Genomic DNA, 22,735 nt, shown 5'->3' on the forward strand with positions numbered 1-22,735 from the left:
TTGTTAATCTTGATTGCACAATACTCAAATCCTTTTTCTCTAATTTAGGGCCGTTAATACCCGTAAAAAACATCCCTATCTACATGAATAACAACATCTTGGCCACCATAACCAAACTTTTATTGGGCGTGTGGTATTTTACCGAATCTGAAAGCGCCTTTAAAGCAGCAGATTGGGGCACAATTACGCCTTCAGCACTTTTGAAGAAAATTGCTATCCAATATAATGCTGATCCTTCCAATTTAAAACAAATCGATCAGGCGGCCTTTTTCGATAGTCTAATATCAAATGTTGATCAAGGCGATGCGCCAATGGTTGAAAATGCACATAAAATAGCTGCCTTTTATACCTTTTTAAAGCAAAACCTATCCGGTATAACGGTTGTCAGAGTAGAAGGCGCCAGCCGGATTCCCGTGCTTATTGCAGGTTACTTACCAGATGGCACCTGTATCGTGATCGAAACTTTCGCGATCGAAACCTAAAAATCTCCAACATCCATTAAATAATCCCTAAAACAATGAAAGCATTAAAAAAATTAAGCTTACTGGCCATTTTATGTCTGGGCCTGGCTTCCTGTAAAAAAGACAACCAAACCCAACCAGACAACAGCCTATTAGAACAGAAGTTAAATAGTAAAGCATCTACTGCATCTACGCAGGCTGTAGTTGCGGGTTTCCCCGAAACATTCGAATCGGGTACCAAAGGCAGTTACACCGCTGGATCGGTGACTTTAAGTAGCGGAAGCTGGAGCCTTGACGATGCACTAATCGGAAATCTCGCTGCAGACGCCAAAAATGGCAGTCAATCGATACGTATCCGTAACACAGGTACACTTAGCATGAATTTTAATATAAACGGAGCCGATGTGGTAACTGTTGCCCACGCCAAATATGGTAGCGATGCCAATAGTACATGGCAGCTTTGGTACTCTGCCGATAGCGGTTCGAGCTGGCAACAAACCGGCAGCACCATGACCACCAGCTCAACAACTTTAACAACTGCAACCTTTAATGTAGCCATTTCTGGAAATGTCCGCTTCCAGATCCGTAAAATCAGTGGGGGTAATGCCCGTATCAATATCGACGATTTCAGTATTTCAACTGGTGACGGTGGAACGACTCCTCCACCAACCAACCCTGGAGATGATAGCAACCTTTTACTGGGCAATCCAAGTAATGCTGTTTCAAGCACATCTTCTCCCGAAAATTATCTAATGGAACACACTTATTATACCAGTTCTTACAGCAGAAGCAGGGCTACGCCAAATTGGGTAAGCTGGCACATTGGATCGTCTGATTTAGGTTCAAATTCACGTCAGAACGATTTCAGAGCCGATAATACTTTACCTTCAGGTTGGTATCAGGTATCCAGCAGCAGCTATTCAGGTTCAGGTTTCGATCGTGGTCATAACTGTCCATCAGCTGACCGCACCGCTTCTGTAGCTTCAAACTCCTCCACATTTTTAATGAGCAACATGATGCCACAGGCACCTAACAACAATCAGGGTCCCTGGGCCGATCTTGAAAACTACACACGCTCATTGGTTACTGCAGGTAACGAAGTTTATATCATTTGTGGTTCTCATGGTTCTGGCGGTACCGGAAGCAACGGTGGCACGACATATACCATTGATAATGGCCGCATTAACGTACCTTCAAATACATGGAAAGTTATCGTGGTATTGCCGAACGGCAATAACGATTTAAGCAGGATTACATCTTCTACAAGGATAATTGCCGTAAATATGCCAAATACAAATGGTCTAAACACCAACTGGAAAACATTCCGCACTACGGTTAATTCAATTGAATCTGCAACAGGATATGATCTTTTATCGAATGTATCTACATCAATTCAAAATGTAATAGAGGCTGCTACTGATAACCAGTAACCAGCTGATTAATTAAAGTAAAGCGGTAATCCAAACCTATGGATTACCGCTTTTTGCATTATCTTATTATGTCATTCTGAACGCCGTGAAGAACCTTTTAATAAACTTGTTAAAAGAGCCTTCATTACACCTAGGATGACAATTTCTACATAAAGGGTCGTCTCCACAGGAACTCAGTGGAATGCCCGCCTATGCGAACAGGCGGGAAGAGATTATCTCGCATGAAAGACCCTGAAACAAGTTCAAGGGTGACGATATGCCGAAGAGACCTATCTCAAGATAGATTTAGCTTCGCTGAGCACTTCGTGGTTCTCGACTTTGCCCCAAAGACGGTGAGAAGAAAGGAATTCTCCGCAAACAAAAAAGCGCTGATTTTCATCAGCGCTTTTCATCAAATTAGTATTCCCAAAGACCCTGTTCGTAATCGAGAACAGATTTCTTAATCCTTTCTGATTCGTATAAACGCTCTTTAGGATTTGCAATAATATCCCTGATCTTGTTATCACCGGGATTCGATTCTTTTACAATATAGCTGCTAAACAAGCGGCGAATAAAGAAATCATCGAAACTTAATGACGAAGCATCATTGTTAGTATTGATCAAACGTTTCTTTGTTAAAATTTCCCTGGCTTCAGGATAGTATACCCAAAATACAGGCTGCCATTGTTTAGAAACTTCATTGTACTTTAAAGGCGCGATGCCCACAATACGTGGTTCGAAAATAGAACGTTTGGTATCAAAAATCCAATCTTCTTTTATTCTAAACTTCAAGAACAATTCCGGGTTAAAATCATTAACAACGGTAGTAACGGTTCCGGTTTTATTGTTCGAAACCTCTGCTGTTCCTAAAGCTGATTTTGCTGCAGAATCTGCAGACATTGGATTAAGGAAAGCATCATCTTCGTTTAAGGCACTATCAATTGGCGAGTATGCTGTTAGCTCATCTTTTTTAATTGCTGCAATCAGCACATCAATCAATCTCGATTTAGGTGATTTTAAGGCCGAATTAACCGTATCTCGCAAATCAATTTCTCTCCAGATCCGTTTTGCATAAAAAACATCTTCTTCCCTCACATCAGCCAAAGGAACCATTTCAGTACTGTCAATGTCCTTACGGGCATAGAAACCATCTTTAGGTGGTACCTTTAGTTTCTTTTTAGCTGTTTTAACAGGAGCTTTAACCGTATCTACTGCAGGAGCAGCCGCTACTGGTGCAGCTTTCTTCGGTGCTAACTTAGTTGGCTTTTTTTGGGCAAAAGCAAACGCGGTTAACAAAACTAAAATAGCAATACTTAAAATCCTTTTCATTTTCTTTTATTTTACACTAAATGCTAATGAAGGCAAAATTCTTTGACGACCATCAGGCCCCACAGAAACAATATCTTCAAAAAACACCCTTGTTCCGGGAGTAATTGAGCTTATAGCACCTTTAACTGCACCAGCGAAACTTCCACCACTACCTGCAATGGTAACAGCATCTGAACGTGGTTTAATAATGGTTAATTTATACCGTTGTATTTTAAATTTAACATCGAAAGGAAAATCATCCAGATCTGCTTCAATCTCACTTTCGCTCTTTAACTGTACCGAAGCGATATCACCTCCTGCACGTCCGCCAACCTTTGCTACCGGTGCCGGAATAGCTTTCACCCTGAATTTTTGTGAACCCAGGCTAACGGTTTTACCCGCATTATTTGCTGATACATTGATAGATACTTCCTGACCTACCATGCTGCCCGGAACATTTACATTATAATTCCCATTACTACCGGACATTGAACCGCCTGAAATGGAAGCACGCACGCTTTCTAATGGAAAACCTGCTGCCGAAACGGTAAACGGATTGGCAATACCAGCATAAATTACATTCAGTTTCGTTGAAGAAACAGATGCCGATGGTTTTGCTACCTGATAGGTTTGTGGCTGCGTTTTATACTCTTTTACCTGTCCATCAGTTTGGCGAACACGTACCGTACCCACCCAGGTAAACTGGCCAACACTACCGGTACCACCGGTATAAGTTCCTTTACCATCTTTAACCGATAATTTATTTCCGTTAACCGTAATATCAGGAGTTGATCGCGAATCGCTGGCTGTTAAAAATACTTCAGCAGTATAAGGCTGACCTTGAATTACATAAGAAGTAGGTGCTACTGCAACTGCCGCAAACTGATCCAGGTTAACCTGGGCTTTATCCATATTTCCGAACAGTTTCTTTACTACTTCAGCCTCAGCATTTTTGGTATCTGTTTGCAGCTTGGTTAAAATGGTCATCGCAGCCGTTAGTGGTGTTCCCTCACCAAAATAAGTTTCCTGCCAATTCCCTTTTCTTTTTCTTGCCGGATCTTTAGCTTCAAGAGAGAAAGAGACATTTGCCCGATCAGCAGGGTCTAATAAAGAGATTAATTTCTCTCTGGTTGCATTAATTCTCTTCTTTAACTCATCTGCTTTCTTCTGATTGATCATGATATTCTGTGCAATATCCTGATTAGATCTATTTACCAGATCTTCTGTTTCAGGGTCGATCCCGTCACCTGCCTGAGTAAATTCTTTTTTAATACTTTCAATATAATTATTTAAATCATCAGCCGCTTTTTGCGCTTGTTTGGCCTTATCATAAATAGGTTGGGCACGCGCTGGCTCTTCTTTCAACTTCGAATTTTCGAAGGCAGAAAACAACTGATTAATGCTGGTATTTACATTGTTTTTAGAAGTATCCAAACTATCATTGATATTTTTGAATGCATCTAAAATGGTATCTGATACGTTTAAGGCGAGCATGGCCAGCAATACCAAATACATGATATTGATCATCCGCTGCCTTGTTGTTTCTTTTCCGCCTGCCATGTTTGATGTAGCTTTTCTTTAAAAATTAAAAACTAAACAAATTATACACGAGGGCCGTTCATAGCCGATAACATATTGCCATAAATTGCATTTAGCGATGAGAGGTTTTTAGCTAGTTTGTTCACCTCTTCTTTAAACTGTTTCGAATCTTCCATTGATTCGTTAAAGTTTTGCATGGTTAACGATAAGTTTGAATAAAACTTATTCATCGATTTTAGATGCGCACTGGAATCCTGTAATTCCAATTCATAAACCGCGTTTAAAGCGGATAAATTCTTCGCTAAATTGTTAACCTGTTCGTGGTATGCCTGAGAATCTACATTACTTTCGCCCATCGCTTTTAAATTAGCGGTAGCTTTTTCGAATGATGCGCTGAGGTTATCAAAACCAGCAGATGCGGTTTTAATCTTGCCTGTTAACTCATTTGTTGCTGTAGATGCATCTGCAACATTCGAAATGGCCGCAACCTTATCACCAAACGTGCGTAAACCAGTACCTAAACTTTCGATCAATTCCGGACCAATTTTAGCATCAGATAACATTTTATCCAAAGCCGCTGTATTAGATGACGAAGCTACTGCAGCCACAGGTCTGGCTGAGGCCGTTGGTAAATCTCCTTTAAAATCTGCTTTTAATTCAGGATAAACCCTTTCCCATGCTGGTTCTGGTTCTGGCGGAAAGAAACCTGTTAAAAAGAATAAAAATGCCTCTACGCCAAGACCAAGCCCGATCATATAATTACCTAATATTCCACCAATATGTAGAATTTTAAATAATGCTCCGATAATTACAATACTTGCTCCCCATGAAATCGCTACGTGTAACCAGCCTGGTTGTTTTTTTGCTGCCATAAATTTGATGTTTTTCTTTAGTTTTTAGTTTGTTTGGTTTAACGTCTTAAATCGGTACCAGGGTAAGATGAAACGCACCTGAAACCAATATATGACCTTTGAGTATCCTGATATTCGTATGTTGCCACGGCATTTTGTAGAAAATAGCCTGTATCTTTCCAAGAACCACCTTTAACCACTTTACGTTTTTTGTATTTGCTGTCGTTTGCACCGGCATCATAAGTAAAGTTAGGGTTCAAATCATGCAATAATGGGCTGGCACCTTTGTTATATGCGGTTAAAGTCCATTCTGAAACATTACCCGCCATATTGTACAAACCATAATCGTTGGGAAAGTATGATCTCACACCTACTGTATAAATACCACCATCGCTCGAATAATCGCCACGACCGGGTTTAAAGTTAGCTTGTAAACATCCTTTTGTATTCCTGATATAAGGGCCTCCCCAAGGATATTTCGTTTTGGTATTACCACCTCTTGCCGCATATTCAAATTCTGTTTCAGCAGGTAATCTGTAGTCTGATCTTGATCCCACGGGTAGTTTTCTTGCTGTTGCAACACCATCGTATAATCTGGTTCTCCAGTGAGAAAAAGCTTTTGCCTGCTCCCAGCTAACGCCAACTACCGGATAATCATCATATGAAGGGTGGTTGTAATAACCACGTACCATTGGATCGTTTTGTGAGTAAGAATAATCTGTTTTCCAAACCATTGTATCAGGATAAATAGCAATGGTATAGCGATCGATATAATCCTGACGCTTGCTATTCGGGTCTTTATGACCAATAGCGGCCTTCTCCATATTTAATTCAGCATATGAATATTCGAATTTACGAACATCTAATTCTTTCTTACCCGGAAGTGCGTCTAAACCTGAATAATACATACCATCTAACTGGCTCGCTTGAGCTGCTGCTGCGCCTCTACCTTTATTGCGCCAAATGTTAACACCATTTGGACCAACCTTTTTCCAGTCAATGTATTTCTCTCCACCAAGCGCAGCTGCGGCATTTCCTTTTGGAGTTACCATAAATTGTTGCGGGTTGCCCATCATCACAATGGCAATGGAATCGCGTACCCAATTGGTAAACTGACGGTATTCTGCATTAGAAATCTCTGTTTGATCCATAAAGAATGCACTGATAGTGGTCATTCTGCTTGGTCCATTCTGAGAAAATGTAATGTCTTCATCCGATCCTCCCAGCGGTGTATGACCTGGCGGAATATAAACCATTCCTAGTGGGATTCTATCGTTTTTAAATTTTCGGTTATAAGCGCCAACCAGCTCGCCTTGGCCTCCATGACCACAGCTTGCTAGCATTACAGTTATACCTACAATAGCTAGAAGGTAGATTTTCTTCATATTTTTAAGGTTGTGCACAGCACGATTAGGAGCAATTTTATCAAAAATCACTGAAATTATCTACAAAAGCAAATATTTTATATTAAATCATTACCTAAAGGCAATTAAAGTTAGATTAACAGTTTCCCAACAGCCTTAAAAGTTTTTCAATAATATATGTAACCACCTTATTAACAGTAAAGTTACGCAATTATTGTATTGCCTTATAATAAATTATTTGTCGTGTTATTTATTAGATATTTTGATATAATTTTCAATGGCCATCGTCATTGATGGAACGCCTGGAGTTGGCGCAGCAATATCTACGATCAGATCCATATCTGTACAGGCTTTACTGGTATTGGTTCCAAAAGCAGCAATCCTGGTATTATTCTGTTTAAAATCCGGGAAATTTTTAAATAACGATTGGATACTTGATGGGCTAAAAAACGCGATAACATCATAGAATACCTCAGCTAAGTCAGATAAATCACTCACTACCGTTCTAAATAAAACCGCGGGTGTAAAATTATATCCACTTTTTTCCAGAAACTTCATGGTATCTTCTGTAGCCACATCAGAACAAGGATATAAAAACTTCTCGTTTGCATGTTTCTTCAACACTTCAGCTAAATCGGCTGCAGTTTGTTTACCAAAAAAGATCTTGCGCTTCCGGTACTGAATATACTTCTGCAGATATAATGCAATAGTTTCAGAAAGACAGAAATATTTTAATTCTGCCGGCACCTCATAACGCATTTCTTCGCAGATTCTAAAAAAATGATCTGCTGCATTTCGGCTGGTAAAAATCACAGCCGTAAAATCGGCCAGATTAATCTTATCCTTCCTAAAGTCTCTTGCTGGTACACCTTCCACATGAATAAAAGACCTAAAATCAACTTTTAAGTTGTGTTTTTTGGCCAAATCGTAGTAAGGAGATTTTTCTGTTTCAGGTTTTGGTAAAGTAACCAAAATACTTTTCACTTTGCGGATTCTAGAGTCGTTCTTTTCTTGCATTTTTCCTTTTTCCTGCTACAGTCCTATCGTTTTAATTAGTATAAGGACGGGACATATTTCGAGGGCGCAAAAGTACAAAAATAAATGCATTTTAGAAAACTTATTATTAGAAAGTATCGTTATGCCTGCCCGCAAAAGCTGAAAAGCAAAAATGACGCCTAACAACAAGAAGGCCAACACAATATAAACCGAACCGTATTTAAGTGGCGACAGCGCAAAAGCAACCACTAAAGGAATAAAAAGCAATGACGCATTGAAGTAACTGAGGTACAAAATTGAAATATATTCACCTACTGGTTTCTGTACATTGAATAGGTAACCTAAAAAGCGCAGGATGATTAATTTTAACGCATAAAAAACAATAATGGTAACAGATATGCTAAAGAAAAATTTAAACCCGTCTTTCGCCTGATACATATCATTCCACTGCGCAACCAGAAAAAAGAACATCCCAAAAACGAAACCAAACTGCACAAAAAGCAATAAAAACGGCCATGAACTAAACAGGTTATCTTCTTTGTTAATATTATTCAGGATTCTGTTACTGAAAAATGCCTGAACAATTGCCGATAACTGCTTGGAAAAAGCATTTTTTAAAATGGCAAAGATAATGAGCATCCCAAAAATAAAGCCCAGCAAACCTACGTTTCCCTTAGGGATTTTGGTGCCCAACTGGTAAGGATTTGCTTTTTTCTTTAAATGCTGGTATTTCTTATGCCATGCCCATAAATCCAGCTTTGGAGAAAGATATTCTTTTTCAATAGTATCTAAAAGCGCATTTTTATTAATTAAACGATCAGGAAGTACCCAGGTATGACGAATTAAGGAATCGGTAGCATACCGCTGTCTGGCCAACGTTGCCGAATCGGGCCGGTATCGTCGGTATTGATATTGCTTCACGGCTACGCTATCTGTTTGAACAGGAATTTCTTGTGCTGCTAAAAAGTTGGCAGACCATACAAATGCGAACAGAAAGAAAATAAATTTCGGCATGCTGTAAATCAAAACTTAAGGCTGCAAAAGTAGTCGAATAATCATTGTTTACCTAAAGAAAATAAATGGATTAATGAATAACTTAGCAATAATGTAAAAACAGCATCACTTCTGATCATGTCTAATTCAAAAAAGAAAACGCCGATATTTGGAATAACAACTGCTACTTCTGAAAAGTTAGCCAAAAGACGATGGAACAAAACCTTTAGGAGGATTACAAAAATCCAGATTGCTAAACAGAATGAGCCCCCACACCAAATTTCGGCCGTTACAAACATTTGGGATGGAGATAAAGATGGAAAAAGATATATAAAAACCTGTGGCAGCAAAGAAATGCGAAAGTAAATTTCAAACAAACATTGACATAGGGAATAGGTATAAGCAATATATTATGACAATAAAGAAAAATTAACTTCGCTATCTTTGCAGCAATGTCCGGTATCTACATCCATATCCCCTTCTGTAAAAAGGCCTGCCACTATTGCGATTTTCACTTCAGCACTTCTTTAAAACATGCTGATGAAATGGTTGATGCAATCTGCAAAGAGATCAAAATGAAAAAAGACCGGATTAGCGGACAGGTTGGAAGTATTTATTTTGGCGGAGGAACACCTTCTATCCTATCAGAAGCCGCACTGCAAAAGATTTTTGATGCCATAAACCACACTTTTTCGGTTGATGCAAATGCTGAAATTACCATCGAAACCAATCCCGATGATTTAACAGCCCGGAAATTAAAGGAGCTGAAACAATTACCGGTTAACCGCTTTAGTGTGGGCATTCAATCTTTTTATGATGAAGACCTCACCTGGATGAATAGGGCGCACCAGGCCCGTGAAGCTGAAGATTGCATCAGAAGAAGTCAGAATGCTGGCTTTGAAAACTTAACCCTCGATTTAATTTATGGTTATCCATTGCTTACGGATCAAAAATGGCTAAATAACATCCAAAAAGCAATTGAGCTAGAGGTTCCTCATATTTCTGCCTATGCTTTAACTGTTGAGCCTAGAACTGCTTTAGCCCATGCCATAAAAAATAAAAAACAAACTCCCGTAAATGATAACCAAAGTGCTGTGCAGTTTGTAATATTGATGGATAGCTTGTTAGCTGCCGGATTTGAGCACTATGAAATTTCGAATTTCGCTAAACCAGGTCATTATGCCGTGCATAACACCAATTATTGGAAAGGTATAGATTATGTAGGTATCGGTCCATCCGCACATGGTTTTAACGGCCAAAACCGGTACATGAACCCCGCAAATAATGCTCTATACATGGAAACTTTAGGGCATAACAAACTCCCTGAAGTGGTTGAAGAGCTGAGCTTAAACGACAGATTCAACGAATACATCATGACTTCGCTCAGAACCATTTGGGGAACTGATTTACAAAAAATAAATACCGATTTCGGAAAAGATTTTTTGGAAGAGACAAAACATAATCTTAAAAATTTTGAAGATAAAGACTGGCTGGTGATTAACGGTGATAACATTTATCTAAGCCAGAACGGGAAATTATTTGCCGATCATATTGCTTCTGAACTGTTCATAATAGAAAACGAATGAGTAAATTGAGAAGGATTGGATTAGAGAATGACTGATTTAGTGATCAAAACGACATTCACTCTTTCAAAACTCCATCACTCCATAATTAATTAAAATATATGTCAAAAATTGTTTGGATAACAGGCGCATCATCAGGTATTGGCGAAGCCTTGGTATATGCATATTTTAAAGCAGGTGATCAACTGATTATTTCCGGAAGAAACCGAGACGAGTTGTTCCGCGTGAAAGGAAACTGCCAAAATTCCTTTAATGTCCACGTTTTACCGTTCGATTTAAGTGAAACAGCTTTACTCGAAAATAAAGCTGCCGACGCCATCCGTATTTTTGGTAAAATAGATTTATTGATCAATAGCGGCGGTGTAAGCCAGCGGAGCCTGGCCTTGGCAACCAACCTGAAAACTGAACAACAAATTATGGACACTAATTTTTGGGGTACTGTCGTACTCAGTAAAGCAGTTTTACCCTCAATGATCGGTAATGGCAGTGGCCAGATTGTTGTAATTAGCAGTCTTGTTGGGAAGTTCGGCACGAAATTCCGTTCTACTTATGCGGCATCAAAACATGCGCTACATGGTTATTTCGATTCCCTCCGATCGGAAGTTTACGACAAAAATATCGATATCACGATCATCTGCCCAGGTTTTATCAAAACAAACGTAACCTACAATGCGCTTACCGGAGATGGCGACCCACTTAATATGATGGGTGACGCGCATGAAAATGCCATGACACCTGCCGAGTGTGCTAAACAAATTGTTCAGGCGGTTAGCAACAAAAAAGAAGAGGTTTATATTGGTGGAAAAGAAACCAGGGCCGTATTATTGAAACGTTTTTTTCCAAAGATTTTTTCTAAAAAAGTAAGGACAGCGAAGGTGAATTAGACTGGCGTTTTGCGGTGAGTGTTAAGCATGACCAGCGATTTCCCAGCGGCTTGTAGATCCTGTCAAATCGTGAGTCTTGGCAAGAGGAGCCCCCTGTTAAATAAACCCGTATTGAAGCGGTTTCGATTATTCATCGAAAGTAGCAAAAGCGGGAATGTAATTTCCGAAGAACCACTACAGCGGCTTTTCAAAATAAAAAATTAATCATCTAATAATCAGTTCATTAAACAATAATTTTTATTTCAAAAAACCAAGTATCTGTAAGCCGTCGTAAATGGAATCAAATAACAGAAACTTAAAATTAGAAATAATGAAAAATTTAATCTTAACAGCATTTGCTGTAGTGACCATGGCATTTACAACACAAGTTTATGCTCAAAAAAATCCAATGGTTGGCGGTGCAGCCATGTATGCAACCAAAGATATTGTTGATAACGCTGTAAATTCAAAAGACCACACAACTTTGGTTGCAGCAGTTAAAGCGGCAGGTTTGGTAGAAACTTTAAAAGGTACTGGTCCTTTTACCGTTTTTGCACCAACAAATGCCGCATTCGATAAACTTCCAGCCGGAACGGTAAATAACCTGGTTAAACCAGAAAACAAAGCAACGCTGACTAAAATTCTAACTTACCATGTTGTTGCAGGTAAAATGGATAGCAAAGCAATTGCAAAAGCAATTAAAGCTGGTGGCGGCAAAGCAGAATTAAAAACTGTAGAAGGTGGCAAACTTTGGGCTTGGATGGAAGGCAAAAAATTAGTGTTGAAAGATGAAAAAGGTGGAATGAGTACGGTAACAATTGCAGACGTTTACCAAAAAAATGGTGTGATACACGTGGTAGACACCGTTTTAATGCCTAAATAATATTAAAATACATCCTTATTATTAGCACAAACGTTCTGGCGAAAGTCAGAACGTTTTTCTTTTGAAAACAGATTATACCTGGTCGCGGTATACAATTGAATTAAGTTTTAAAATAAACTTATACGATCTGACTTTTTTTGATGAATTGTCAGTTTTTTTTCAAGTTTTCGCATTTGTAATGCTTAGTAAGCCTAACTATTTAATTTTGTGCTATTAATAGTTTCTTAACATGAAATTCAATTTATCTCCTATAGATGTTGTTGAAGATATTTCTAAATCAGATTTCGAACTGCATTATCTTAAACCACGCAAACCTTTGGTAATAAAAAACATGGCCAGGAAATGGCCAGCTTATCAAAAATGGACGATGGAATACATGAAAGAAGTCGTTGGCGATAAAACTGTTCCACTTTACGACAGCGCTAAAGCTGATCCTTCCAAACCTATAAATGCGTCTGCTGCCCAAATGAAATTTGGCGATTACATAGACCTGATTAAAGAAACACCAACCGATCTGCGCATATTTTTGTTCGATCCGATAAAGTTTGCACCAAAGCTATTGCAAGATTACATTGCACCAAAAGATTTGATGGGCGGTTTTTTAGATAGTTACCCTAATATGTTCTTCGGCGGTAAAGGTTCTGTAACCTTTTTGCACTACGACATTGATCTGGCACACATTTTCCACACGCACTTTAACGGACGAAAACATGTAATCTTATTTGATTATAAATGGAAAGAACGCCTGTATCAAATTCCATATGCCACTTATGCCTTAGAAGATTATGATGTGGAAAATCCTGATTTCGATAAATTTCCGGCATTAAAAGGTGTTGAGGGTATCGAAGCCTTTTTGGAACACGGAGATACCTTATTTATGCCTACCGGTTACTGGCACTGGATGAAGTACCTGGATGGATCTTTCTCGATTAGCCTAAGGGCATGGGATAAAAGCTGGGGGGTGAAAGCAAAAAGCTTGTATAACTTAACTTTACAGCGTAAATTTGACGACTTTATGAAAGCAAACTACCGCGAGAAGTACATGCAATGGAAAGAAGAACTGGCAGTGAAAAGAGCCAGTAGAGCGCTTGAGAAGAATTTACCGAAGTAATAATAACTGAATCACCTCCCATAAAATTTAAGTGATTCAATCATTCACTTATTCAATATATGCATCCCAATATTATAAAAATCCAGAAAGAGATAGAGCTGCTTAGGCAAAATATTATTAACCATAAGATTTATTCGGTAATTAGTGAGCTGGAAGATCTCCGCATTTTTATGGAACACCATATTTACGCTGTTTGGGATTTTATGTCGCTGCTTAAAGCTTTACAAATTAATTTAACCTGTACCAGTTTACCCTGGTTCCCGGTAGGCGATCCCGTTACCCGTCAATTGATCAATGAGATTGTTGCGGGCGAAGAGTCGGATGTAGATGCCAAAGGAGAAATAAAAAGCCACTTTGAACTCTATTTAGACGCGATGGAACAATGTAGCGCCAATACAAAGCCTATCCAAATCTTTTTAGCGGAACTCAAAAACGGAAAAAGTTTCAATGAGGCTTTCGAAATGGCCAAAGTACCAGCCACTGCGAGAGATTTTGTTAATGCTACTTTCGAAACCATTAACAGTGGTAAAACTCACTTACAGGCAGCAAGTTTTACCTTTGGTCGCGAAGATTTAATTCCTAACATGTTTTTTAGTATGGTAAATGACTTAAATAGTACCCAGCCTGATCAGGTTTCGATTTTTAAATATTACCTGGAGCGCCATATAGAGGTAGATGGCGATCACCATAGCCATTTAGCACTTTCTATGACAGAGAAGCTTTGTGAAAAAGAGGAAGCCTTTTGGTTGGAGGCCGAAGAAACGGCTAAAAAGGCCCTCCAAAAAAGGATTGACCTGTGGGATGCTGCCTACGCCGAGATTGTTAAAAATAAAGTTGAGGCTTAATTATTAAATTGTTAAGTATTTACTAATTTTAGATTACGTGATTTTGGTCACATTTACCTGCCAGTATCAATTTTATAAAATAAAATTTACACATTTGTTGTTCGGCACAAATAACCGATTTTTAAGCGCATGAGTTTCATTTTAAAGCCTGTTGATATCGTTGAGAGCATCACGCCCGAAGATTTTAAGAAAAATTATCTGAAAACCAAACGTCCGTTAGTCATCAGGGGCCTAACTAAAGACTGGCCTGCCAGAGAAAAATGGACAACTGAATATTTAAAAGAAATTGGTGGGGATCTGGAAGTTCCGCTTTATGATAACTCTAAGGCAGATCCATCGAAGCCGATTAATGCGGCTACGGCACATATGAAATTTGGCGATTACCTCGACCTGATCAAACGTGAGCCAACCGAGTTGCGCATATTCTTTTTTAACCTGTTTAAAAAAGTACCAAGTTTAATCAATGATGTAAAAATCCCTAAAGATTTAATGGGCGGTTTTATCGAAAGTATGCCTGCAATGTTCTTTGGCGGTTCTAACTCGGTAACCTTTTTACATTATGATATTGATTTACCGCATATTTTCCATACGCACTTCGGCGGCAGAAAACACATCATCTTATTCGATTATAAATGGAAAGACAGATTGTATTGCCTGCCAAATGCAACTTATGCACTGGAAGATTACGATGTGGCCAACCCAGATTTCAAAAAATTCTCTGCATTAAATGGTGTAGAAGGTTATGAAGTTTTCTTAGAGCATGGCGATACTTTGTTTATGCCAACCGGAATGTGGCACTGGATGAAATATCTGGATGGCTCATTCTCTTTAAGCTTAAGAGCTTGGGACCAATCGATTACACGTAAAGTAGCAAGTGTTTGGAGCTTATTTACTCATGGCGCCATTGATAGTTTGATTAAAATGACTTTCAAAGAAAAATATGCCCATTGGAGAGAGAAAAAAGCTGTTAAAATTGCTGAAAAGGCGCTAGCCAAAGGCAGACCATAAAAATTGAAAAAAATTAAAATACAACGGGGCATCGGTAAATGATCGCCCCGTTTTTTGTTATTATTGCGAATTACAATTTTAATGCACATTAAAAATCAGACTACCTATGGATACCAACATATATACCGAAAAACAAAAAATGCTGGCAGGCAAAGCTTATCTGGCGAGTGATGCAGAACTGGCAAAAGAAAGACTAAAAGCCCGCGAACTGGTTTACGAGTTTAATCAACTGGCTCCGAAATTCATTAAACAGCGAAAGGAATTACTGAAACGACTTTTCGGCAAAACAGAAAAGATGTTCTATATAGAACCACCATTCAGATGCGATTATGGTTACAATATTGAAATAGGAGATAATTTTTACGCCAATTTTAACCTCGTTATTTTAGATTGTGCAAAAGTGAGCATTGGAAACAACGTTTTTATTGCGCCAAATGTAGCCATTTATACCGCAGGGCATCCCATTCATGCTCATTTACGTGATCAGGAATATGAATGGGCACAAGAAATTACCATTGGCAATAGTGTTTGGATTGGCGGGAATGTAGTGATTAATCCGGGCGTTAAAATAGGATCTAACGTGGTAATCGGATCAGGAAGTATTGTAACCAGAGCTATTCCCGATAACGTTTTTGCCGCAGGAAACCCATGCAGAATAATCCGCCAGCTTACAGATGCAGATAAAGATTATTATTATAAGGATTTTAAGCTGGGTGAATAAATTCATCATCTCCTAACTCAAGAGACCTTAATAAAAAACGGCGTCATCTCGAATGGAACGCAGTGGAATAAAACAGATCTATCTAAACAGATTTAGCTTCGCTGAGCCTTCGGGTGCTCGATTTTGTTGCACTCCGCCTCAAATGACGAACCGGGGAACTTCGTTGCCAACACAACTTTGTCCCCCTCATCCATTCACACATCTTCCATTACTAGCTGCTATGATCAACGATCACCTTCCACTCTCCTTTAATTTTTTTGATCAAAAGTGTAAAATAACCTTTTAATTCATCCTTTTCCCGTTTTACATTCCAGCTGCCCAGTACAAAGGCCAGGTCAGGCCTTAAAAAATCGACCTTTTTTATACCAAACACCAAAAACCCCATGGCAGATTTATCAGGATAACCCTTTTTATAATTATCCAATGTTTTTTGCCAGCCGTAAGTCGGCCCGCTTTTACCAACAAAAAGCAAACTATCGGATTTTTCATAACCTTGCATAAAGGCTTCGACATCGCCTTTATTCCAATCGGTACGCTGCCTTTCAAGTAGATTGAGTATGGCCTGCTTATCTCTGGAATTTTGAGCAAAAGCGCCAAAAGAGGTAAAAATCAGTGCAATTAAAAGTATTTTTCTCATGATTTTGAAATTAACGTAAAAATTAAAGATATGAAACAAATTATTTTGTTCCATGGGTAAAAATTCTTTATTTACAGCTCTATAAATCTGCTATGCAAAATAAAGTAATTACAATTGGCGAAATACTCTGGGATGTTTTTTCAGAAGGCAAAAAAGCAGGCGGCTCGAGCATGAATGTCGCCCTTAATTTACACAAACAAGGCATAGAGAGTCGCTTTATTAGTGCCATAGGCAATGATGAAAATGGCAAAGAGCTGGTTAATTTCCTAACCGGCAATCATTTTGGAACTGATCTGATCCAAGTTAATGCCGAATTACCAACCAGTACGGTTGTGGTACAGCTAGATGAAAATCATCAGGCTACTTATACCATCAAACAACCCGTAGCATGGGATGATATCAAAATTACTGAAGAGAACATAACGGCCGTAAAACAAGCAGATGCATTAGTGTATTGTAGTTTAACCTGCAGGGAAGAAAAATCTAAAAATACCATCCTGGCACTTTTAGAAAATGCCAAAACTAAAATATTTGATATCAACCTCCGCACGCCATTTTATTCAAAAGAGTTAATCGGGGCGCTTTTGGCAAAAGCAGATATCCTGAAAATAAACGAAGATGAAATGGTTTGGGTAAAAGAATCGTTTGGTTTAACTGGCAATACTGATGAACAATTGTTAAAACAGCTTTCCAGTCAGTTCAATATCGAAATCATTTGCCTTACACTTGGCGATAAAGGTGCTTGTGTATTAAAGGAAGGCAAACTATTTAAACATGCGGGCTATAAGGTTCAGGTAGCGGATACGGTTGGTGCCGGAGATGCCTTTTTAGCCACCTTTATTGCCTGCTACCTGCAAGGTTACCCTATGGAAACCATTTTAGACAATGCCTGCAAGGTAGGTGCTTTTGTGGCCTCGCAACCAGGGGCAAACCCTGAGTACAATAAAAAGATTTACCACATGTCCCTTGAATAAACATTCTGCTTCCAGTTGGCAATTTTCAGTTTGCAGATTCCAATTTACCTTTTTATTTAAACCGGTGGGTTTTGCGTTAGGGATTGTAAGGGTTTAGTGCCGGTTCTTCACCGGTACCGAAGCGAAGCGTAGCCCTGAAAAGCCCGCCCCTTGCGTAGCTTGGGGTACGCCCTAATCAGTTTGACAGTTTCCGGCTGGTAATTCCCAGTTGGCTGTTTTCGGTTGACAGTTTTCGGTTTACCTTCTATTAAAACCTCGCAGATTTTGAAAACCTGCAAGGTTTGATGCACGCTCCAAATATGACACCGCGCTTAAATTAATGCAAAGCGAAACTTTTATCTTCGATAAATCGTTAATATAAGCACATGAGAGGTTTTCGTTTTTCTGATTATAAGCCGGGCGATGCGCCAAAGGGTGGGTTTGATGAGTTGCTGAAATTATTCAGCGAACTGCTTAATTATACGGCCGGGGATGCAGCAGAGGCTTTAAGCTGGCTGAATGAGCTCGACAAACAATATAAATTAACCAATAACGATTACGGCGTCGGTAATTTTATCGACGACCTGAAAGATAAAGGCTATCTGACTGAAGACAATCAATCGGGAGCATTTAAAATTACGGCCAAAACAGAACAGACCATCCGTAAATCTGCCTTAGACGAAATTTTTGGCAAACTCAAAAAATCTGGCCGGGGTAACCACAACAGTAACCAATCCGGCATTGGTGAAGAGAAAAATGCCGACAGACGGGAATATAATTTTGGTGACAGTCTGGATCAGATCGATATGACTGCTTCCATACAAAATGCACAGATTAACCACGGCATTGGCGATTTCACTTTAACCGACCGCGATCTGGAGGTAGAGGAAAAGGATTTTAAAACCTTAACTTCTACGGTATTGATGATCGATATTTCGCACTCCATGATTCTATATGGCGAAGACCGGATTACCCCGGCGAAAAAAGTGGCCATGGCACTTGCAGAACTCATTAAAACGAAATACCCGAAAGATACTCTGGATATTGTGGTTTTTGGAAATGATGCCTGGCCCATTAGCGTAAAAGATTTGCCTTATTTACAGGTTGGCCCATACCATACCAATACTTATGCCGGATTAGAATTAGCGGCAGATTTACTTCGCCGAAGGAAAACCCATAATAAACAGATTTTTATGATTACCGATGGAAAACCAACCTGCTTAAAGGAAAACGGCAAATACTATAAAAATAGTATGGGTTTGGACAGGAAAGTCATCAATAAAACCTTAAACATGGCGGCTCAATGTAAACGTTTAAAAATTCCGATTACGACATTTATGATTGCCAAAGACCCCTACCTGCAACAGTTTGTTCGGCAGTTTACCGAAATTAACGGCGGCAGGGCATTTTACAGCTCTCTAAACGGCTTGGGCGAATACATTTTTGAGGATTATATTAAAAACAGAAGAAAAACAGTTAAATAGTCTTGAGTTCGGAGTCAACAGTCCTGAGTCTGAAGATTATCTATTAAAGCAAGCGAAAATTGGAAGGCCGTTATTTACAACCTTTCAACCTGATTAACTTTACAACATTTAAACTACGAAATGCAAAATACAACATTAGGCCATTTAAAAACCACAGGATATCAATCAAGATCTGTAAAAGAAGAGCTCAGAGAAAATCTGATCAAAGTGCTCCGCGATAAAAAGACCGAATTTGAGGGCATTATCGGCTACGATGAAACGGTAATCCCTGAGCTGCAGACAGCCATTTTATCGCGCCATAATATTTTACTTTTAGGTTTACGGGGACAGGCGAAAACGCGTATTGCGCGTTTAATGGTTAACTTATTGGATGAGTACGTACCTTATGTAGCCGGAAGTGAAATTTTTGATGACCCATTAAATCCAATATCCTGGTATGCTAAAAATGAAATTGCCACCAAAGGCGATGATACCGAAATTGCCTGGCTGCACCGCGGCGAAAGGTATACCGAAAAACTGGCCACACCGGATGTTACCGTTGCCGATTTAATTGGCGATGTTGACCCTATTAAGGCTGCTACTTTAAAGTTGACTTATAATGATGAACGTGTAATCCATTTTGGACTAATTCCACGCGCACACCGCAGCATTTTCGTAATTAATGAGCTTCCTGACTTACAGGCCCGTATCCAGGTGGCGCTGTTTAACATGCTACAGGAAAAAGATATCCAGATCCGCGGTTTCAAATTGCGCTTACCTTTAGATATCCAGTTTGTATTTACGGCCAATCCGGAAGATTATACCAACCGGGGAAGCATTGTTACGCCATTGAAAGATAGGATTGAAAGTCAGATTTTAACCCACTACCCAAAAACGGTAGAAATTTCGCGCCAAATCACCTTCCAGGAGGCAAAATTAACGGCTGAGCAGCGAGCCAATATAGAGGCCGATGGATTGGTGAAAGATTTAATAGAGCAGATTGCTTTTGAAGCGCGTAAAAGTGAATATATAGACCAGAAATCGGGTGTATCGGCCAGGTTAACCATTTCGGCCTACGAAAATTTAATCAGCACTGCTGAACGCAGAATGTTAATTTCAGGAGACAAAAATACTTTTGTTCGTTTATCCGATCTTGCCGGAATTATCCCAGCCATAACGGGTAAAATAGAATTGGTATACGAAGGCGAATTAGAAGGACCTGCACATGTAGCCACAACATTGATTGGTAAAGCCGTTAAAACCTTATTCGCACGTTATTTTCCCGATCCGGAAAAAGCAAAGAAAACAAAAACGGCAAATCCATATACCGAAATAACCGAGTGGTTTACAGATGGAAATAATGTTGATGTTACCGATGCTTTAACGAATGTACAATACAAAAAGGCGCTGATGCTGGTACCAGGTTTATATGATCTGGTGAAGAAGTTTCATCCTAAGTTAAGTGAGAACCAAACTTTACTTTTAATGGAGTTCGTTTTACATGGTTTAGCCGAATATTCGCAACTGAGCAAAAACTTTTTAAATGGCGGCTTTGGCTTCTCCGATATGTTTGGCAGTTTATTTAATGCCGAATTTGACGAAGAAGAGGATGAAGACGATTTCAGATAATTTCTAATTCTCTAATTTGATTAGCTTTGACAATTCTTTTTAAAGGAAGAATTGTCAAAGCTTTTTATTTACAAACCCTGAACATAATGGGAAGATTACCTTTCATCATTGCTGCCTGCATCTTCATTATTGCATTTGATATTTACTGCTTTAAAGCTATCATCGCTGTTTTTAAAAAGTGGAAACCAAGTACCAAAAAGATATTTACTATTGCCTATTGGACTTATAGTTCCTTACTGATTATTGGTGTTTTCTGTGGCATTTACCTCAATCTCTTCCTCACCTTAAGGGCTATCATCTTAGTTGCCTTCTTTTTAACCGTAGCCTGTAAAATGGCGATGCTGCCATTTTTAGTGCTGGATGATTTACGCAGGTTGTTCATTAAAATTTTCAGAAAAAAACAAATCATCAAAGACCAGCCAATTAGCGAGGAAGCACCCATATCACGTTCAGAATTTTTGGTAAAAGCTGGCTTGGTGGCCGCAGCCGTTCCGTTAACTTCGCTAAGCTGGGGAATCATTTCAGGCGCATATGATTACCAGGTGAGGCGCGTCAATTTAGTCCTCCCTAACCTGCCCAAAGCTTTTGATGGTATCACAATGGGACAGATTTCTGACATCCATTCTGGTAGTTTTTACAATAAAACGGCAGTAAAAGGTGGGGTAGAAATGTTATTGGGCGAGAAACCCGATTTTATTTTTTTCACAGGTGATTTGGTAAATAACCTCACCAACGAAGTAAGAGATTATCAGGATATTTTTTCGAAAGTAAAAGCACCGCTAGGCGTTTATTCTTCATTAGGTAATCATGATTACGGTGATTATTATTTCGGCAAGGAGTCATCTCCGGCCAAGGTAAAAAACCTGAAAGATATGGTTGACGTACACAAAATAATGGGCTACGATCTTTTAATGAACGAAAACCGGAGATTGAAAGTAGATGGAGAAGAAATCGGGATCTTAGGCATTGAAAACTGGGGAATGGGCCGTTTTCCTAAATATGGAAAAATGGAACTGGCGCTTCAAAATACGGATGATTTACCCGTTAAACTTTTGCTCAGTCACGATCCTTCACACTGGCGTGGAGAGGTTTTACAGAAATATCCACAAATAGATGCCATGTTTAGTGGCCATACCCACGGCATGCAGTTTGGTGTTCGTTTAAAAGAATATCAATGGAGTCCCGTGCAATACATTTATAAAGAATGGGCAGGTTTATATCGGGAGCAAAAACAACAGCTTTATGTTAATGTAGGCTACGGTTTCCTGGGTTATCCAGGTAGAGTTGGAGTTTTACCAGAGATAACGATTTTTACCTTGAAAAGGGCTTAGATAATTTTGAATGAGAGAATGATCGAATGAGAGAATAGGGCGATCCGCCTAAAACATTCTCTCATTCAAAACGCAATCATTTTCTTATCCCGCGTTAAAGCGATAACCTACTCCCCTAACAGTTTGTAATAATTGTGGATTGTCAGGATTCAGTTCTATCTTTTTACGCAAGCGTACAATATGCATATCAAGCGTACGGGTATTTACATCAGAGTTGTAACCCCAAACTACCAGCATCAATTCATCACGGTTAATTACTTTGCCAGGATTGCGCAGAAAATATAGGAGAATACGGTTTTCCAGTATCGTTAACTCGATTTTCTTTCCATCCCTAAACAAGGTATGAATGTTTGGATGGTGTTCCATGTTGCCAAAACGGTGGATCTCGGCCGAATCTTTATTGACTATAAATTTTACTTTACTTTCCAACATGGCAACCAACACATCCATATTAAAGGGTTTGGTGATATAATCAGATGCGCCAAAATTATAGGCATCAATTTTATCTACGTCCTGTGCCTTTGCCGTCATCATAATCACCAGATTTTCGAAACCTTGCTTACGCACATTTTCGCAGACCTCTGCACCCTGTTTGCCGGGCATCATCCAATCTAATAAAACAATATCAGGCTGATCGCCCAAAATCATTCTTTCTCCGGCTTCACCATCATTGGCTTCCAGCACCGTATAACCTTCAGCCTTTAACCGGTGTGCTACCAAAAAACGAAGATTCTCATCATCTTCTACAATTAATATTTTTACTTCTTTAGACATTTAAGTGTGTGTT

General features: G+C 39.1%; 22 protein-coding genes. 14 read left to right on the forward strand and 8 right to left on the reverse strand.

Annotated features, from left to right (window positions below; genetic code table 11):
• The first annotated feature begins 83 nt into the window (after positions 1 to 83).
• Both ABEG20_RS15775 and ABEG20_RS15780 read left to right on the forward strand, forming a co-directional pair.
• Positions 84 to 482: a nuclease A inhibitor family protein gene (locus ABEG20_RS15775; protein ID WP_406824242.1), complete on the forward strand. Its 399-nt coding sequence runs from the start codon at positions 84 to 86 to the stop codon at positions 480 to 482.
• A 35-nt stretch (positions 483 to 517) separates the two neighbouring features.
• On the forward strand, positions 518 to 1,891 hold the full coding sequence (locus ABEG20_RS15780) for a DNA/RNA non-specific endonuclease (protein ID WP_406824243.1): 1,374 nt from the start codon (positions 518 to 520) through the stop codon (positions 1,889 to 1,891).
• Between the two features lie 396 nt (positions 1,892 to 2,287).
• On the opposite strand, the gene gldN is transcribed toward ABEG20_RS15780, so the two are convergent.
• The 6 genes from gldN to ABEG20_RS15810 form a co-directional block, all read right to left on the reverse strand.
• A complete protein-coding gene (gene gldN / locus ABEG20_RS15785; RefSeq protein ID WP_406824244.1) occupies positions 2,288 to 3,199 on the reverse strand; it encodes a gliding motility protein GldN in 912 nt (303 codons plus the stop codon).
• Between the two features lie 6 nt (positions 3,200 to 3,205).
• Positions 3,206 to 4,738: a gliding motility protein GldM gene (gldM, locus tag ABEG20_RS15790; protein WP_406824245.1), complete on the reverse strand. Its 1,533-nt coding sequence runs from the start codon at positions 4,736 to 4,738 to the stop codon at positions 3,206 to 3,208.
• A 41-nt stretch (positions 4,739 to 4,779) separates the two neighbouring features.
• On the reverse strand, positions 4,780 to 5,589 hold the full coding sequence (gene gldL / locus ABEG20_RS15795) for a gliding motility protein GldL (protein WP_406824246.1): 810 nt from the start codon (positions 5,587 to 5,589) through the stop codon (positions 4,780 to 4,782).
• 38 nt (positions 5,590 to 5,627) lie between these two features.
• A complete protein-coding gene (locus ABEG20_RS15800; RefSeq protein ID WP_406824247.1) occupies positions 5,628 to 6,953 on the reverse strand; it encodes an SUMF1/EgtB/PvdO family nonheme iron enzyme in 1,326 nt (441 codons plus the stop codon).
• A gap of 225 nt (positions 6,954 to 7,178) precedes the next feature.
• The gene (locus tag ABEG20_RS15805) at positions 7,179 to 7,949 is read right to left on the reverse strand and encodes a uroporphyrinogen-III synthase (RefSeq protein ID WP_090983220.1); all 771 of its coding nucleotides are present in this window, start codon (positions 7,947 to 7,949) and stop codon (positions 7,179 to 7,181) included.
• Between the two features lie 15 nt (positions 7,950 to 7,964).
• On the reverse strand, positions 7,965 to 8,942 hold the full coding sequence (locus ABEG20_RS15810) for a DUF4271 domain-containing protein (protein WP_406824248.1): 978 nt from the start codon (positions 8,940 to 8,942) through the stop codon (positions 7,965 to 7,967).
• Between the two features lie 117 nt (positions 8,943 to 9,059).
• On the opposite strand from ABEG20_RS15810, the gene ABEG20_RS15815 reads away from it, so the two are divergent.
• The 8 genes from ABEG20_RS15815 (at position 9,060) to ABEG20_RS15850 (ending at position 15,935) form a co-directional block, all read left to right on the forward strand.
• Positions 9,060 to 9,287 (forward strand): hypothetical protein, encoded by a 228-nt coding sequence (locus ABEG20_RS15815; protein ID WP_406824249.1) that lies wholly within the window; start codon positions 9,060 to 9,062, stop codon positions 9,285 to 9,287.
• A gap of 86 nt (positions 9,288 to 9,373) precedes the next feature.
• Positions 9,374 to 10,507 carry a radical SAM family heme chaperone HemW gene (hemW, locus tag ABEG20_RS15820; protein WP_406824250.1) on the forward strand — a complete coding sequence of 378 codons (1,134 nt, stop codon included), beginning with the start codon at positions 9,374 to 9,376 and terminating at the stop codon, positions 10,505 to 10,507.
• A 98-nt stretch (positions 10,508 to 10,605) separates the two neighbouring features.
• Entirely contained in the window at positions 10,606 to 11,388 is a 783-nt protein-coding gene (locus ABEG20_RS15825; protein WP_406824251.1) for an SDR family oxidoreductase, read from the forward strand.
• 310 nt (positions 11,389 to 11,698) lie between these two features.
• On the forward strand, positions 11,699 to 12,250 hold the full coding sequence (locus ABEG20_RS15830) for a fasciclin domain-containing protein (protein ID WP_406824252.1): 552 nt from the start codon (positions 11,699 to 11,701) through the stop codon (positions 12,248 to 12,250).
• A 229-nt stretch (positions 12,251 to 12,479) separates the two neighbouring features.
• Positions 12,480 to 13,361 carry a cupin-like domain-containing protein gene (locus tag ABEG20_RS15835; protein ID WP_406824253.1) on the forward strand — a complete coding sequence of 294 codons (882 nt, stop codon included), beginning with the start codon at positions 12,480 to 12,482 and terminating at the stop codon, positions 13,359 to 13,361.
• Positions 13,362 to 13,420: 59 nt separating this feature from the next.
• Entirely contained in the window at positions 13,421 to 14,206 is a 786-nt protein-coding gene (locus ABEG20_RS15840; RefSeq protein ID WP_406824254.1) for a DUF3050 domain-containing protein, read from the forward strand.
• A gap of 129 nt (positions 14,207 to 14,335) precedes the next feature.
• Positions 14,336 to 15,214 carry a cupin-like domain-containing protein gene (locus tag ABEG20_RS15845; RefSeq protein WP_406824255.1) on the forward strand — a complete coding sequence of 293 codons (879 nt, stop codon included), beginning with the start codon at positions 14,336 to 14,338 and terminating at the stop codon, positions 15,212 to 15,214.
• A gap of 106 nt (positions 15,215 to 15,320) precedes the next feature.
• Complete coding sequence (locus ABEG20_RS15850; protein ID WP_406824256.1) at positions 15,321 to 15,935, forward strand: sugar O-acetyltransferase; 615 nt, start codon at positions 15,321 to 15,323, stop codon at positions 15,933 to 15,935.
• 211 nt (positions 15,936 to 16,146) lie between these two features.
• Here ABEG20_RS15850 and ABEG20_RS15855 read toward each other — a convergent pair whose 3' ends face one another.
• Entirely contained in the window at positions 16,147 to 16,572 is a 426-nt protein-coding gene (locus ABEG20_RS15855; protein WP_406824257.1) for a YybH family protein, read from the reverse strand.
• A 92-nt stretch (positions 16,573 to 16,664) separates the two neighbouring features.
• Between ABEG20_RS15855 and ABEG20_RS15860 the strand changes: the two genes are divergently transcribed.
• From ABEG20_RS15860 to ABEG20_RS15875, 4 genes are all read left to right on the forward strand, one after another.
• The gene (locus ABEG20_RS15860; protein WP_406824258.1) at positions 16,665 to 17,546 is read left to right on the forward strand and encodes a carbohydrate kinase family protein; all 882 of its coding nucleotides are present in this window, start codon (positions 16,665 to 16,667) and stop codon (positions 17,544 to 17,546) included.
• Between the two features lie 365 nt (positions 17,547 to 17,911).
• Positions 17,912 to 19,009: a vWA domain-containing protein gene (locus tag ABEG20_RS15865; protein ID WP_406824259.1), complete on the forward strand. Its 1,098-nt coding sequence runs from the start codon at positions 17,912 to 17,914 to the stop codon at positions 19,007 to 19,009.
• A gap of 120 nt (positions 19,010 to 19,129) precedes the next feature.
• Positions 19,130 to 20,617 carry a magnesium chelatase gene (locus ABEG20_RS15870; protein ID WP_406824260.1) on the forward strand — a complete coding sequence of 496 codons (1,488 nt, stop codon included), beginning with the start codon at positions 19,130 to 19,132 and terminating at the stop codon, positions 20,615 to 20,617.
• An 86-nt stretch (positions 20,618 to 20,703) separates the two neighbouring features.
• Positions 20,704 to 21,948, forward strand: coding sequence for a metallophosphoesterase (locus ABEG20_RS15875; protein WP_406824261.1), 1,245 nt, complete (start codon positions 20,704 to 20,706; stop codon positions 21,946 to 21,948).
• Between the two features lie 84 nt (positions 21,949 to 22,032).
• Here the strand turns inward: ABEG20_RS15875 and ABEG20_RS15880 are convergent, their stop codons facing one another.
• Positions 22,033 to 22,722 carry a response regulator transcription factor gene (locus ABEG20_RS15880; RefSeq protein WP_406824262.1) on the reverse strand — a complete coding sequence of 230 codons (690 nt, stop codon included), beginning with the start codon at positions 22,720 to 22,722 and terminating at the stop codon, positions 22,033 to 22,035.
• Positions 22,723 to 22,735: the final 13 nt, after the last annotated feature.

The sequence above is a fragment of the Pedobacter sp. KACC 23697 genome, assembly GCF_045348445.1.
Classification (GTDB): Bacteria; Bacteroidota; Bacteroidia; order Sphingobacteriales; family Sphingobacteriaceae; genus Pedobacter.